This window comes from Bradyrhizobium sp. AUGA SZCCT0177 (assembly GCF_018130125.1).
GTDB lineage: Bacteria > Pseudomonadota > Alphaproteobacteria > Rhizobiales > Xanthobacteraceae > Bradyrhizobium.
The window spans coordinates 202,493-217,194 of the sequence record NZ_JAFCMA010000001.1 but is presented as its reverse complement, the minus strand read 5'-3'; the positions used below and the strand labels follow the sequence as shown (position 1 = coordinate 217,194).

The window sequence follows — 14,702 nt, the reverse complement described above, 5'->3', positions numbered from 1 at the left end:
GGTTCCGGCGCTGCACCGGGAGGCTGAACGCGACACAACCGGGAGTATTAGCCGTCAGCACCTCGTACATACGTGGATTGCCCGCCCGGTGCAAGGGAACTCAAGGGAAGCGTCGCAGCACGGCAACACTCATCCCTTTTCGCTTTTGGGCCCTTAAGGTTCGATTAACCCTGTGGTCCTAATGCGGTAAGAGAGCTGCTCGGAGGCGTCGAATCGTTGGCTAACCGCGCAAATCACCGGGTTTTGCTGGGGCGCGGCCTGTTGTGCGGCGCAGCATTGCTGTGTGCCAATTTCATCACCCCGAGCGCGGCGCAGGGGCCTGCGCCTGGTCCCGCTGCGGCAAGTGCCCCCAGTCCAACCCCGGTCGCCGCCTCGAATTTTCCGGTCGCCTCCGATGCAAGGCTGGCCGGCGATAGCAAACAAACCCGCTTCGTCCTCGATCTCGACAGGCCGATCCAGTTTCGCGCCTTTGCGCTGGCCGATCCCTATCGCGTGGTCGTTGATATTCCCCAGGTCAGCTTCAAGCTGGCCGCGGGCACCGGCAGCACGGGGCGCGGGCTGGTCAAGGCGTTCCGCTATGGCCTTGTCATGCCGGGCGGTTCGCGAATCGTGTTCGACCTGACGGGACCGGCCAAGGTCGCGAAATCCTATGTGCTGGAGGCGGCCAACGACCAGCCGCCGCGGCTGGTGCTGGAGCTGGAAGAGGTAGACCGGACCGCCTTCGTGCAGTTGCTGGCGCCCGAGAATCGCCCTGAACTGAGGCCCGCGATTGCGGCGGCCAATGCCGCGGTCGGGCCGGACGATGCCGCGGCGGCGGCAAAGCCCGCACAGGCGCAGGATACCCGTCCCCTGATCGTGATCGATCCCGGTCATGGCGGCATCGACAACGGCACCCAGGCCGGCGGCGAGATGGAAAAGAATCTGGTGCTCGGATTTGGCCTCGCGCTGCGCGATCGCATCGAGAAATCGGGCAAATACCGCGTCGTCATGACCCGTACGGACGATACGTTCATTCCGTTGAACGACCGCGTGAAGGTCGCACGCACCCAGTCGGCCGCGCTGTTCGTCTCGATCCATGCCGACGCCCTGCCGCGGCGCGAGGGCGATGCCCACGGCGCCACCATCTACACCTTGTCTGACAAGGCCTCCGATGCTGAAGCCGAGCGGCTGGCCGAGGCCGAGAACAAGTCGGACGCCATTGGCGGCGTCAATCTCACCGACGAGCCGACCGAAGTCGCCGACATCCTGATCGACCTGGCGCAGCGCGAGACCCGAACGTTTTCAAACCGGTTCGCCCGCATCTTGATGGGCGAGATGAAGACCACGGTGCGGATGCACAAGCACCCGTTGAAATCTGCCGGCTTCCGCGTCTTGAAGGCGCCGGACGTGCCCTCGGTGCTGGTCGAACTCGGCTATGTCTCGAACAAGGGCGACCTCGAACTCCTGATGTCGGAGAACTGGCGCAACAAGACCGTCGGATCGATGGCGCAGGCGATTGATGCATTTTTCGCCAAACGGCTGGCAACCGCCGGGCCTGGCAAATGAAAAGCCGTATGAAAATGCTGATTAAATGCACGCGATGCTATGGAGGAAGCCCTAGTTTGGCCACAGCGGCAGCGGTATAGAAAACTACCGCAGGGTCTTCGGAATCGGCCATTATTGTCCGTCGGCCCGTTTATTGTTGGTACGCGCAACGGCGGTCCGTTGGGCGAGGGCTTGAGCGCTTCGATTTGCGCTTGGATTTTGATGGCAAGGCAGACGCCGAAAGTCACGGCGCAAGGGTTGGAACGGAACTTCGATCATGCGCTTGCTGGTGCGGTTTTTGGGTTTCTTGTTCGCCGCCGGAACCGTGGTGTTCCTGGTTGGCGTCGCCGGCGTTGCCGGCGCGATCTGGCATTTCTCCAAGGACTTGCCGGACTATTCGCAGCTTCAGGATTATGAACCGCCCGTGATGACGCGCGTGCACGCCTCCGACGGCGCGCTGCTCGGCGAGTATTCCAAGGAGCGTCGGCTCTATCTGCCGATCCAGGCGGTGCCGAAGCTCGTCATCAACGCGTTCCTCGCGGCCGAAGACAAGAACTTCTACGAGCATGGCGGCATCGACTTCACCGGCATGGCGCGCGCGGCGGTGCTGTATGCGCAGAACTACGGTTCCAACCGCCGGCCGCAGGGTGCGTCGACCATCACCCAGCAGGTCGCAAAGAACTTCCTGTTGACCAACGAGGTCTCCTTCGCTCGCAAGATCAAGGAAGCCTTGCTGGCGATGCGCATCGAGCGCGCCTATTCGAAGGACCGCATCCTCGAACTCTATCTCAATGAAATCTATCTCGGCCTCGGCGCCTACGGCATCGCCGCGGCGTCGCTGGTCTATTTCGACAAGTCGGTGAACGAACTCACGATCTCGGAAGCCTCGTATCTGGCGGCGCTGCCGAAAGCGCCGGCGGCGCTGCATCCGGTGCGTAACCGCGACCGCGCGATCGAGCGCCGCAACTACGTCGTCGATCGTCTCGTCGAAAACGGCTGGATCAAGCAGGCCGATGCCGACAAGGCGCGCAAGGATCAGCTCCTCGTCACCAGCCGCGGTACTGGCGCGCATATCTTCGCCGGCGAATATTTCGCCGAGGAAGTCCGGCGCGACATCTTCGAACGCTACGGCGAAAAGAAGCTCTATGAAGGCGGCCTCTCGGTCCGGGCGACGCTCGACCCGAAGATGCAGGTGATGGCGCGCAAGACCATGGCGGCCGGCATGGTCAATTACGATGAGGCGCAGGGCTGGCGGGGTGCGCCAAGCAAGCTCGACATTTCCGGCGACTGGGGGGTGAAGCTGGCCGACGTCAAGGCGCTGGGCGATATCGCGCCCTGGCGGATGGCTGTGGTGCTGGAGACCAGCGACCAGTCGGCGCGGGTCGGGTTCCAGCCGGGCCGCGAGCTTGGCGGCGCCGTCGCCAAGCAACGGCAGACCGGCATCATCACGATCGATGGCGTCAAATGGGCCAAGGCGGCGTCGGGGCCGACCAAGGGCAGGACGCCGACATCGGTCGCGCAAGTGCTGGCGCCGGGCGATGTGATTTATGTCGATCCCCTGTTCGGCAAGGACGGCAATCCGGTTGAGGGGCAGTACCGGCTGCGCCAATTGCCTGAAGTGTCGGGTGCGATGGTGGCGATGGACCCATGGACCGGCCGCGTGCTGGCCATGGTCGGCGGGTTCTCGTTCGACCAAAGCCAATTCAACCGCGCGACGCAAGCCTACCGGCAGCCGGGCTCCTCGTTCAAGCCGCTGGTCTATTCGGCGGCCATGGACAATGGCTACACGCCGTCGACCGTCGTGGTCGACGCGCCGATCGAAATCGATCAGGGGCAGGGCGCCGGCGTGTGGCGCCCGGAAAACTATTCGTCCGGCAAATACAACGGTCCGGTGACGCTGCGCAACGCGCTGCGGCAATCGCTCAATACGGTGACGGTGCGGCTGGCGCAGGACATCGGCATGCCGCTGATCGGCGAATATTCACGGCGCTTCGGCGTTTACGACGAACTGCCGAACTATCTGTCCTATTCGCTCGGCGCCGGTGAAACCACGGTCATGCGCATGGTCACGGCCTATTCGATGTTCGCCAATGGCGGCCGCCGCGTGAAGCCGACCTTGATCGATCGCATCCAGGACCGTTACGGCCATACGATCTTCAAGCATGACGCGCGCGAATGCCGTGGTTGCGACGCGCCCGGCGGCTGGAAGAATCAGCCCGAACCGCAACTGGTCGACCGCCGCGAGCAGGTGCTCGATCCGATGACGGCGTACCAGATCACCTCGATGATGGAATATGTCGTGCAGGCCGGCACCGCGACGGTCGTGAAGGAAGTCGGCAAGCCGATCGCCGGCAAGACCGGAACCACCAACGACGCCAAAGATGCCTGGTTCATCGGCTTCTCGCCGGACCTCGTGGTCGGCATCTATGTCGGCTACGACAAGCCGCGCACTCTCGGCGGCAAGGCGACCGGCGGCGCGCTGGCCGCGCCGATCGCGCGCGACTTCCTCAAGCTCGCGCTCGCCGACAAGGCCGCGATCCCCTTCAAGGTGCCTGCCGGAATCAAGCTGGTTCGCGTCGATGCCAAGAGCGGCATGCGCGCAGGTCCCGGCGAAGGCGGCCGGACCATCCTGGAGGCCTTCAAGCCGGGTACCGCGCCGCCGGACAATTACTCCGTCATTGGCGTGGCGGATGCCGATGGGCGCGCCCCACAGGGATATCCGGCCGGATATCAGGGGGGATATCAGTCGCCTGACACCGGCCACATCATGCGGCCCGGCGGGCTGTACTAGGCTTGTTGGTGTGAAGAAACCGCTTGGGACCAAACCCCAGGCGGATTGCGCTTTGTGAGAGACGCCGCTACATCCCTGCGAGCATCTATAGTTAGCGGTTTGCACCGCAGATCAGAGACACCATGCGCGCCGAAGTCGAACGCCTCGTTGAAGAGATCAAGCAGTCAGTCGGGCTGCTGAGGAGGCATCTTTGACGTCGAACAGTCCACGGCACGTCTAGCCGAGCTGAACAAGCTCGCCGAAGATCCCAATCTCTGGAACGATCCGCAGAAGGCCCAGAAGCTGATGCAGGAGCGCACCTCGCTGGAGGATGCGCTGCAGGGCATCGGCAAGGTCGAGCGCGAGCTCAACGACAATGTCGAGATGATCGAACTCGGCGAAGCCGAGAACGATGCCGGTGTCGTCACCGAAGCCGAGAACGCGCTGAAGGCGCTGAAAAAGGAAGTGGCGCGCCGCGAACTCGAGGCGCTGCTGTCGGGCGAGGCCGACCGTTTCGATTCCTATCTCGAAGTCCATGCCGGCGCGGGCGGCACCGAAAGCCAGGACTGGGCCGAGATGCTGCTGCGCATGTATACGCGCTGGGCCGAGAAGCACGGCTTCAAGATCGAATATCTGGAAGAGACGCAAGGCGAAGAAGCCGGCATCAAATCCGCCACCATCCAGATCTCGGGCCACAACGCCTATGGCTGGCTCAAGACCGAGGCGGGCGTGCACCGGCTGGTGCGGATATCGCCGTATGATTCCAACGCGCGCCGTCACACCTCGTTCTCGTCGGTCGCGATCTTTCCCGTGGTCGACAACAGCATCAAGATCGACATCGCGGAGTCCGACGTGCGCACCGACACCATGCGCTCGGGCGGTGCCGGTGGTCAGCACGTCAACAAGACAGAATCCGCGGTGCGGCTGACGCATATTCCGACCGGCGTCGCCGTGGTCTGTCAGGCCGGCCGCTCGCAGCACAAGAACCGCGCGCAGGCCTGGGACATGTTGCGCGCGCGGCTCTACGAAATCGAGCTGAAGAAGCGCGAGGAGCAGGCCGCCGCCGATCAGGCCGCCAAGACCGATATCGGCTGGGGCCACCAGATCCGCTCCTACGTGTTGCAGCCCTATCAGATGGTCAAGGATTTGCGCACCGGTGTGCAGACCTCGGACACGTCGGGCGTGCTCGACGGCGATCTCGACGAGTTCATGGCCGCGACGCTGGCACAGCGTGCGTTCGGCACCGGACCGGGCTCGGTCGAGGATGTGGATTAACCCATGGCCAGAGTTGCTTTCATCGGATTGGGACGGATGGGCCACGGCATGGCCGGCCGTTATCTCGACGCGGGATTCACCGTCTCGGTGTGGAATCGCAGCAAGGCCAAGGCGGAAGATCTGATCGCACGCGGCGCACGATGGGCAACGTCGCCGGAGGATGCCGCGATTGACGCCGATGCCGTCGTGACCATGGTCGCCGACGACAACGCGTCGCGCGAGGTATGGCTCACCAAGGATGGCGCCGCCGCCAATATGAAGGCCGGCGCGCTGGCGATTGAATGCTCCACGGTGTCCCACCAGCACGCGCTTCACATGGCGGGTGTGTTGGGCGCGCGTGGACTGATCTACATCGATAGTCCGGTGACCGGCCTGCCGGACGCGGCGGCCGCGGGCAAGCTGACGCTGTTGGTGGGGGCTGATCCCGCCGATCTTGAATTAGCGCGGCCCTATCTGGTGCCGCTCTCGACCACCATCCGTCATTTCGGCGCCGTCGGTTCCGGCACCGTCTACAAGCTGATCAACAATCTGATGGGCGCGATCCAGATCGCCGGCATTGCCGAGGGGCTGGCGATCGCCGAGCAGGCCGGGCTCGACATGAAGCTGGTGCTGGAAGCGATTGAGACCGGCGTCGCCGCAAGCCCGCAGGTGATCCGGCATTCCAAGCGGATGGCGGAGCGCAATTTTGCCGGTGCGACCTTCACCGCGGCATTGCGCCAGAAGGATGCAGCCTACGCGGTCGCGTTGGCCGAAAGCCTGCTGTCCGCGCCGCCGATCATGGGACGCGCGGCGGTGCAGTCCTACGACCGCGCCAAGGCCTACGCGCCCGACGACGACGAAGGCAAGATGATCGAGATCGTGTCGCGCCCGAAATAGGCGCGCACCTGTTCGGGAATCGGGTGGGAATGACTCCCGAGCCGGAATAGATCTGCAGCAAATGCAGATATGAGCCGCAATGACCGCTAATGATGTCAGGATCGACGCCCGCGACTGGTCGCTGCTCGGCGTGCTTTCGATCCTGTGGGGCGGCTCGTTCTTCTTCAACGGCGTGGTGCTGCGGGAATTGCCGCCGCTGACACTGGTGCTGCTGCGCGTGGCGCTGGCCTCGATCATCCTGCTGCCTTTGCTGTGGATCTACCGGATCGATTTTCCCAAAGGGGGTTCAGGTTGGAAGCCGTTCTTCGCGATCGGGCTCTTCAACAACGTATTGCCGTTCTCGCTGATCGTGGCGGGGCAGACGACTATCCCGAGCGGGCTGGCCTCAATCCTCAACGCCACCACGCCGTTGTTTACCGTTGTGGTGATGGCGGCGGCCGGTGAGGAGAAGCTGCAGGCGCGGCGGATCGCCGGCGTCGTCGTGGGGCTGATCGGCGTCGTGATCCTGCGCGGCTGGAATTTTGACGGCGACGGATTTTGGAGCGGGCAGGCATCGGCATCCTGCTCTGCCTTGCGGGCGCGTTCAGTTATGGTTTGGCGGCGCTGCTGGCGCGACGGCTGCTGTCTAACTCGCCGCCGCTGGGAACGGCGACGTTCCAGTTGCTGGCCTCGAGCATCATGATGATGGTTGTCGCCGGCTTCGTCGAACGTCCCTGGCAATTGCCGATGCCAGGCGTTGCGACGTGGTTCGCGGTGATCGGTCTGGCTGTCCTGTCGACGGCGCTAGCCTATATCGTGTTCTTCCAGATCCTGCGGCGCTCCGGCGCTACCAACGTCATGCTGGTGACGCTGTTGATTCCGGTCACCGCTATCGTGCTCGGCTATTTGGTGCTGGGCGAGGAGATTTCGCTGCGCGAGATCGTGGGCGCGCTGGTGATCGGCAGCGCGCTGCTGTTGATCGACGGGAGGGTGCTCGGGTTGTTTCGACGGCCGGCTGTTATCGGATAGATGGCGCTTAGCCGGTGTGTTCGGTGTATTTCTTGTAGATCCAGCGCCGCCCGTCGTGTCGCCGCCAGACCTGGCCGGTCAGCAACCGTCCGGTGATGGATCGCCGCGGAATGAAAATCTTCCGCAAGTGCCAGACTTCGGCCCAGGCGGGCTTCGGACTGAGGCTCAATATTCGTAACCGCTCCTGGCTTTCAACATGCATGGCGCGCGCTCACGATTTAACGAGGCTGCCGGGCGGAATATGATCGCCCGACGGCGAAGTTAACAGGGGTTGGGACGGATCAAATCGTCCACTGCATGCACGATAGCGCGCGGCGGTCGTGACGCAATCGCAGTCGCTGGTTAAGCTAACCTGTCAACCTTACCGTCGGCTCTTCCACTGCGCTAACCAGCCGGAAAATCGCCCGCTGTCGCGCTCGCCGCCATGCCAGGAGGCATAAACCGCGCCGTCATCTGCGACCAGCACGACGGCATCGAGCCCCTTGGAGCGGCGCAGCGTGTCGATGGCCTGCTGCGGCGTCTGCGCGATTGGACCGGCGACATTGAAGGACGTGTTGACGGATATCTCGACGCCGACGTGACGGCCGAGCGCCTTCAGATAAGCATGGGTGAGGGGATCGTCATCCGCATTGACGATCTGGATCCGGCCGGTGCCGTCGGCATGGATCACCGCCGGAATTTTGTCACGCGCGCCCGGCTTCGATTGCGCCGTCAGCACCATGTAATTGTAGGCGTTGTAGCCGGCATCGGAGGCGCCCGGCAGCAACTCAAAAAATTCCCGGGCAGATTCCAGCGTTGCCATCGGCGCCAGCGGGCGGATCGCCTCGCGGTATTTGACGCGCTCGTTCAGCCGCTCGCGCGCCAGCGGATCGCAGGGGTTGGCAAGAATTGAACGGTGGCCGAGCGCGCGCGGCCCGGTCTCGGCGGCGCCCTGATACAGCGCGATCACGCCGCCCTGCGCGACCATGAACGCCATCAGGTCGGCGATGGCGTCGCGTCCATCAGCGGTCGAGATATTGCCGATCCGCTGCGAGGCGATGTCATCGGATTCAAGCGCGCTCGCAATGGCTTCATTTGACGGCGGCAGGCCGCAATAGAATGCATGCGTCATCGGCGCGCCGCGCGGGGCGCCCGCCAGATGCGCGAACAACCACGCCGCGCCGATGGTGACGCCGGGATCGCCGGGCACCGGCGGCACCCACAGATGCAGACGCGCGTTGCGCTGCTGGGCGCCGGCGAACCACGCTTCATCGAAATGTTCGAGGAGGCGCATGTTGCCGATCGCGTTTAGCGCCACGCCGCCGGTCAGCACCAGCCGGCTCGCGCCTGTGATGCGCAACAGGTGATCCACGACGTGGATCATGGCATCCTCGAACACCAGTTGCGTCGCGGCGGCCTTGTCGAGGCGATCCTTTGTGTCGGGACGGTGATGGATATCCTCGACGCGCAGCACCGCGTCGGGATTCCAGAGCTGTTCGGGCTTGAGCGGTGGCCCAAGGATGTCGGTGAGGGCCGTCTTGTAAGGGTTATCGAACGGGTCGCAATACCAGTTGGCCATCGCGCGGTTGAGCCTGACTTCGCCGGCCTCGCCGAAGTGCAGGACGTTTCGCAGCCGCGCGTAATACGGATTTGTCGCGCGGTTCATGTCGCCCCAGGCGGCCGCGCCCATATAGCGGCCTTCGCTGGAGAGCCAGGTCCAGCCGCCCTGCGTCGATGAAATCACGCTGTAGAACGCGCCCAGTGAATCGAACATGCTATCGTTGCAGTAGAGCCGGCGCATCTTGCCGTTCTCGACCACATACAACGAGATCGACCCCTGATCGCCGGTGCCATCCAGCACCGCCACGGCCACCGGCTCGCCGTCGTCGACGAAGGGCGAGGCGGCAAAGGAAAACCAGGCATGGTTGTCGTGATGCGGCAGGCAGATCAGCGGCACACGCTCGGCAAGTCCCAATTGCTTGGCAAGGATCTTCGGTGTGCGCGTCATCTGGTCGAGACGCCGTCCGTCGAAGCCGGCGGCTTCGGTGGTGCGTAGCAGCTTGAGGCTTTGCGGCACTTCTTCCAGCACCGAGCGCGCCAGCGTTCCCGCCAATGTCGGGTAGTCCCAGCTGGTAAGCCAGGCGTCGATATCGCCGATGTCGCGCCCCATGCCGCGCAAGGCTGCAACCATCGCGTCAACAGAGGCGCGCGGATATTCCGTCGTGTGCTTGTTGCCGGAAAAGCGTTCTTCCTCGTTGTTGAGGATCAGGCGGGGGCCATGGGCCTGCGTCACCTCGACCAGCGCCACGCCTGAATTGTGCGTGCCGGGCGCGCCGAGGCCGGCGAGATAAACCGTTTCCCCGCGCGCGAGCTTGTCGCGCACATGCGCTACCTGCGCATCGGCAAATTTTGAGCCGAGCTGGTGAAAGCCTGTCGCGCCAAATGTTTTCGCAGCCAGCCATCGCGCGGCACGGAATCCGCCTGCGGCGAGCTTCGGATGTCGGGGACCAATGCGTGTCGTCGGGTTCAATTCTAAGGAAGCCTTGCAGGGGAAACGTGTCGCCATGCATCAATCATAAAAGGCGGCGCGCAACAATCCTGTTTCATCCTGCGGAATAAGCAGCGCCTTGCCAGTCCGCGCGCGGCTTGCGACACTTTGCCAAAATAATAAACGCGTGGGAGAGAGCGATGACGGCCCGAATCCGAACTCTGGTTGCCATGACGGCGATCGCCGCGATGACCGCGACCGCAGCCCACGCGCAGAAGAAATACGATCCGGGCGCGTCCGATACCGAAATCAAGATCGGCAACATCATGCCCTATAGCGGCCCGGCCTCCGCCTACGGCACCATCGGCAAGGCCCAGGCCGCCTATTTCAACAAGATCAACGCCGAAGGCGGCATCAACGGCCGCAAGGTCAGTTTCATCAGCTATGACGACGCCTACAGTCCGCCCAAGGCCGTCGAGCAGGCACGCAAGCTGGTGGAGAGTGACGAGGTTTTGCTGGTCTTCCAGCCGCTCGGCACGCCGTCGAACTCGGCGATCCAGAAATACATGAACGCAAAGAAAGTCCCGCAGCTTTTCGTGGCGACAGGGGCCACCAAATTTGGCGATCCGCAGAATTTTCCGTGGACCATGGGCTGGCAGCCAAACTACCAGAGCGAGGGCCGGATCTACGCGGCCTACATCCTGAAGAATTATCCGAACGGCAAGATCGCCGCGATCTGGCAGAACGACGACGCCGGCCGGGATCAGATGAAGGGATTGCGCGACGGCCTCGGTGCCAAGGCCAACATGATCATCGCGGACAAATCATACGAGGTTGCCGACCCCACCATCGATTCGCAGATCGTGGCGCTGAAAGATTCCGGCGCCGACATCTTCATGACGTGGGCAGCGCCAAAGGGCGCGGCGCAGGCGATCCGCAAGGTCGCGGAACTCGGCTGGAAGCCGGTCTATCTGCTCGGCAACGTCTCGACGTCGGTGGCGACCGTGCTCAAGCCCGCCGGATTGGACAACGCCAAGGGCATCATCTCGACCGCCTACATCAAGGATCCGACCGACCCCGTGTGGAAGGACGATCCCGGCATCAAGGCGTGGGCCGCCTTCATGGACAAGTATTTCCCGGACGGCGACAAGACCAACAACAACAACGTCTACGGCTATGCGACGGCGCAGACCATGGTCCAGGTGCTCAAACAATGCGGCGACAATCTCACGCGCGAGAACGTGATGAAGCAGGCCGCCAGCCTGAAAGGCTTTACCAGCGATGTGCTGCTGCCCGGCATCCAGATCAACACCGGCCCGAACGACTTCTTTCCGATCGAGCAGATGCAGCTGATGAAGTTTAACGGCGTAAGCTGGGAGCTGTTCGGCGACATCATCGCGGGTGAGGTCGGGCACTAGGCCAGCGCCCGGATTTGTTCAGCTCAATCGGCGCAGGGTCGAGGACGGCGTTTCGCCGAATTTCTTGCCGTAGGCGCGGGCCATGCGGCTGAGATGGGTAAATCCAAGTTCGAACGCGATTTCCGTGATGCTCTCGCCGGGGCGGGCGCTAGTCAGCCGGGCATTGAGGTGCGCCAGCCTGATATCGAGCAGCATCTGTGAAATGGACGTGCCGAAATGGCGGCGGAAGCCGATCTGCAGCGCGCGGATGCCGATGCCGGTGATGCCGGCGAGCTGGGCCAGATCGAGCGGCTCGGCCGCGTGGGCATGCAGGCAATCCCGCGCCTGCCGCAACGGCCGCGGTAGCGTTTCGGCGCGGCCGCCGAACACCAGCATCGCTTCGCTCCGGCTGTGGCGCTGACCATGGAGCAGGGCGCCGAGCAGGGTTTCGCGCAGTTCGGCCGCAGCCAGCGGCGCCAAGCGGCGGCCTGGTCCGAGATGCTCGGCCAGATCGACCAGATCGGCGGCCCGTGATTGGAGTTCGCGCCCGCAGGCCTGGTTGAGATCGATCGCCGGCGCAAACTCGACCGCGCTGGCCGGCTTCCCCGAAAGCGCTGCGGCCCGCTGTTCGACCAGCCGCCGGTCCACCAGAAGGATCAACTGGGCGCAATCGCCGTCCCATGTCATCCGCGTCGGGATCGTCGGAGACAGCAGCGAAGCGCGCGTGCCCGGGCTGCTCTCAACCTCGCAGGCCGCGGTGCCTATTCGCGCCGATCCGTGCAGCGGAATCTGCAGCAGAAAGAAGCGGTCGAGGCAGCCGGGATCGATCGTTACTGTCCCGCCATAGGCGACGTAGTTGATGGAGAACCCGTCGAAGGCGGCGCAATTGTGCAGGGCGTAGAAACCCGGCGCCGACGGGCGATTGGGCGTCAACTGATGGGGGCAGAAGATGCGTCCGATCGCCTCGGCAGCGGCATCGACATCGCCGGTCGATACGCGGTTGAACGCGGCCAGTCTGGCGTCTCGAACCTTCTCCGCAACGGCTGCGCCCATCGTCGTCACACGGCCTTCGGGTTTGTTTGAACCCTATAATATCTCCGGGACGGGTGCTTGGAAAGGCGATTTGGCAGCGGATTGTGCCCGATCGTTGCGCAGCCGGCGACAACAGCGTCACGATGATCCTGCGCCGCAACATCGCCCGTGCCCGGCCAAAAGAAATTCTTCGGCGCCGATGGCGGATTCGTTTTGCGGCTAGACGGCCGGGTGGGTTCGCCGCAGCCTGCGCAAACACGACGGATTGATCCGGACGGACAAATTATCCAACAGGAGGCGGCACATGACGGCGCTCGAAAAGGGTATCACCGCTGATGGCACCGGCTACGGCGGCGTGACCTGGAATATCCTCGGTCAGGTCTATTTCCCGAAGGCGGTGACCGATTCCACCTTCGCCTTCGAGACCAACAGCGACCCCGGCCAGTTCGTGCCGGTCCATATCCATCCGACCCAGGACGAATTCATCCTGGTGCAGGAAGGCGAACTCGATCTCAAGCTCGACGGCGTCTGGGTGAAGGCGAAGGCCGGCGACCTGGTGCGTCTGCCGCGCGGCATTCCGCACGGTTACTTCAACAAGTCAGACAAGCCCGCTCGTGCGCTGTTCTGGGTTTCGCCGATGCAGAAGCTCGAAGCGCTGTTCAACCGGCTGCACAACATGACCGACCCCGCGGAGGTGGTCCGGGTTTCCGCCGAGCACGAGGTGAACTTCCTGCCGCCGGAGGCCAACGAATAGCGGCGCGAGCTTTCACCTTCACGACGGAGACAAATCCATGGTCAAGCAAATGCAGGTCTGCATCATCGGCGCCGGCGTGTCCGGGCTGGCCGCGGCCAAGGCGTTTTCGTCGCGCGGACACCGCGTCACCATTGTCGAGCGCAGCGGCGATCTCGGCGGCGTATGGGAGCCGGCCAGATCCTATCCCGACGTGCAGACCCAGAGCCCGAAAGAGCTTTACCGCTACACCGACAAGGCCATGCCGGCGTCTTATCCGGAATGGCCGAAGGGTCCGCAGGTCCATGCCTATCTTGCCGAATACGCCCGCGATCATGGCCTCGATCGCCTGATCCGCTTCAATACCGAAGTGGTGCAGATGAATAGCCGCTCGGACTCACAGCCGGGCTGGCGGCTCGACCTTCGTAGCCCCGCCGGCAGCACGCAGGAGGATTTTGACTTCGTCGCTGTTTGCATCGGGCAGTTCAACGAACCGCAGACCCTCAGCCTGCGCGGCGAGGAGGCGTTCAAGGCGCAGGGCGGGCGCATCCTGCACTCCTCGCAATACAACGATGCCGGCCTCGCCAGGGGCAAGAAGGTGGTCGTGCTGGGCGGCTCGAAATCGGCCACCGACATCGCCGTCAACGCGGTCAATTCCGGCGCCAGCGACGTCACGCTGGTGTACCGCGAACCGGTGTGGCGGATTCCCTACTTCATCGGCGGCCTCGTCAACTTCAAGCGCATCCTCTACATCCGCGCACAGGAGGAGATGTTCAAGAGCTGGGGCATCGGGGCGCTGTCGCGGTTCAAGCACGCGGTGGCGAAGCCGTTTGTCTGGGCCAACTGGCGCGGCCTGGAAAGCATGCTGAAGCTGCAGCTCAAGCTGAAGAAATGCGACATGGTTCCGAAGCAGCGCATCGAGGACGGCGTCAATTGCTCGGTGCCGATCGCCACGCCGGACTTCTTTCCGATGGTGGCCGATGGCCGGATCAAGGCGATCCGCGGCAGCTTCGACCACTATGACGGCAACAGCATCGTGATGACCGGCGGCGAGCGCGTTGCAGCCGACCTCGCCATCCTGGCCATCGGCTACAAGCTCGGCGTGCCGTTCCTGCCGCAGGCGCTTCGCGACCGGCTGGTGGACGGCGACGGCCAGTACAGGCTCTACCGGCTGATTGCCAACCCGGACCTGCCGGATATGGGTTTTGTCGGCTTCAACTCCAGTTTCTGCACGGTGCTGTGCGCCGATTTGGCGGCAAACTGGCTGGTTCGTTACGCCGACGGCCAGCTTGCACAGCAGCCGAGCCCCGCCGAGATGCGTGACAACATCGAATTGATGCTCAACTTCAAGCGCGTGGAGCGGCCGGCGGCCGGCGTCTATGGCGGGCTGTGCGTGGCGCCCTACCATTTCAAGCATTTTGACGAGTTGCTCGCCGACATCGGGACAACAACACGCCGGCGCAGCGCGCTGGCGGAGAAGTTCACGCCGCCAGATGCGGATGCGTATGCGCGGTTTCTCGCTTCTGCACCGGACTACAAAGTATTGGCATGAAGCGGGGGCTTTGGCGGCGGTGGAATGGGCGGAGGCGGTGGTCGACGATAATGGCGCTGCTTACCGGTATT

General features: G+C 63.5%; 10 protein-coding genes and 1 pseudogene. 8 read left to right on the top strand and 3 right to left on the bottom strand.

The window, feature by feature from the left end:
- The first annotated feature begins 216 nt into the window (after positions 1-216).
- The 5 genes and pseudogenes from JQ597_RS01105 (at position 217) to JQ597_RS01085 (ending at position 7,453) form a co-directional block, all read left to right on the top strand.
- Complete coding sequence (locus tag JQ597_RS01105; RefSeq protein WP_212261935.1) at positions 217-1,545, top strand: N-acetylmuramoyl-L-alanine amidase; 1,329 nt, start codon at positions 217-219, stop codon at positions 1,543-1,545.
- 256 nt (positions 1,546-1,801) lie between these two features.
- Positions 1,802-4,315: a penicillin-binding protein 1A gene (locus JQ597_RS01100; RefSeq protein WP_212261932.1), complete on the top strand. Its 2,514-nt coding sequence runs from the start codon at positions 1,802-1,804 to the stop codon at positions 4,313-4,315.
- A gap of 122 nt (positions 4,316-4,437) precedes the next feature.
- Positions 4,438-5,569, top strand: a protein-coding gene (gene prfB / locus JQ597_RS01095) for a peptide chain release factor 2 (RefSeq protein ID WP_212261929.1) whose coding sequence is annotated in 2 segments (ribosomal slippage) — positions 4,438-4,506 and positions 4,508-5,569 — 1,131 coding nt in all. Because the reading frame shifts where the segments join, the coding sequence is not laid out codon by codon here.
- Between the two features lie 3 nt (positions 5,570-5,572).
- The gene (locus tag JQ597_RS01090) at positions 5,573-6,445 is read left to right on the top strand and encodes an NAD(P)-dependent oxidoreductase (RefSeq protein ID WP_212261926.1); all 873 of its coding nucleotides are present in this window, start codon (positions 5,573-5,575) and stop codon (positions 6,443-6,445) included.
- Between the two features lie 79 nt (positions 6,446-6,524).
- Positions 6,525-7,453: pseudogene (locus JQ597_RS01085) on the top strand (DMT family transporter).
- Positions 7,454-7,460: 7 nt separating this feature from the next.
- On the opposite strand, the gene JQ597_RS01080 reads toward JQ597_RS01085, so the two are convergent.
- A complete protein-coding gene (locus tag JQ597_RS01080) occupies positions 7,461-7,655 on the bottom strand; it encodes a hypothetical protein (RefSeq protein WP_212261923.1) in 195 nt (64 codons plus the stop codon).
- A 159-nt stretch (positions 7,656-7,814) separates the two neighbouring features.
- Positions 7,815-9,962: a carbamoyltransferase C-terminal domain-containing protein gene (locus JQ597_RS01075; RefSeq protein ID WP_249147145.1), complete on the bottom strand. Its 2,148-nt coding sequence runs from the start codon at positions 9,960-9,962 to the stop codon at positions 7,815-7,817.
- A 158-nt stretch (positions 9,963-10,120) separates the two neighbouring features.
- Here JQ597_RS01075 and JQ597_RS01070 point away from each other — a divergent pair, with 158 nt between their 5' ends.
- Positions 10,121-11,338 carry an ABC transporter substrate-binding protein gene (locus JQ597_RS01070; RefSeq protein ID WP_212261918.1) on the top strand — a complete coding sequence of 406 codons (1,218 nt, stop codon included), beginning with the start codon at positions 10,121-10,123 and terminating at the stop codon, positions 11,336-11,338.
- Positions 11,339-11,356: 18 nt separating this feature from the next.
- On the opposite strand, the gene JQ597_RS01065 is transcribed toward JQ597_RS01070, so the two are convergent.
- Positions 11,357-12,370, bottom strand: coding sequence for an AraC family transcriptional regulator (locus tag JQ597_RS01065; RefSeq protein ID WP_212261915.1), 1,014 nt, complete (start codon positions 12,368-12,370; stop codon positions 11,357-11,359).
- Positions 12,371-12,653: 283 nt separating this feature from the next.
- Between JQ597_RS01065 and JQ597_RS01060 the strand changes: the two genes are divergently transcribed.
- The gene (locus JQ597_RS01060; RefSeq protein ID WP_212261912.1) at positions 12,654-13,103 is read left to right on the top strand and encodes a cupin domain-containing protein; all 450 of its coding nucleotides are present in this window, start codon (positions 12,654-12,656) and stop codon (positions 13,101-13,103) included.
- A 37-nt stretch (positions 13,104-13,140) separates the two neighbouring features.
- Positions 13,141-14,631, top strand: a complete 1,491-nt coding sequence (locus JQ597_RS01055; RefSeq protein WP_212261909.1) for a flavin-containing monooxygenase — start codon at positions 13,141-13,143, stop codon at positions 14,629-14,631.
- The last annotated feature ends 71 nt before the right edge of the window (positions 14,632-14,702 follow it).

Coding starts and splice junctions, on each gene's coding strand:
- JQ597_RS01070 (WP_212261918.1), top strand. CDS start 10,121: ATGACGGCCCGAATCCGAACTCTGGTTGCCATGACGGCGATCGCCGCG.
- JQ597_RS01065 (WP_212261915.1), bottom strand. CDS start 12,370: ATGGGCGCAGCCGTTGCGGAGAAGGTTCGAGACGCCAGACTGGCCGCG.
- JQ597_RS01060 (WP_212261912.1), top strand. CDS start 12,654: ATGACGGCGCTCGAAAAGGGTATCACCGCTGATGGCACCGGCTACGGC.
- JQ597_RS01100 (WP_212261932.1), top strand. CDS start 1,802: ATGCGCTTGCTGGTGCGGTTTTTGGGTTTCTTGTTCGCCGCCGGAACC.
- JQ597_RS01090 (WP_212261926.1), top strand. CDS start 5,573: ATGGCCAGAGTTGCTTTCATCGGATTGGGACGGATGGGCCACGGCATG.
- JQ597_RS01055 (WP_212261909.1), top strand. CDS start 13,141: ATGGTCAAGCAAATGCAGGTCTGCATCATCGGCGCCGGCGTGTCCGGG.
- JQ597_RS01080 (WP_212261923.1), bottom strand. CDS start 7,655: ATGCATGTTGAAAGCCAGGAGCGGTTACGAATATTGAGCCTCAGTCCG.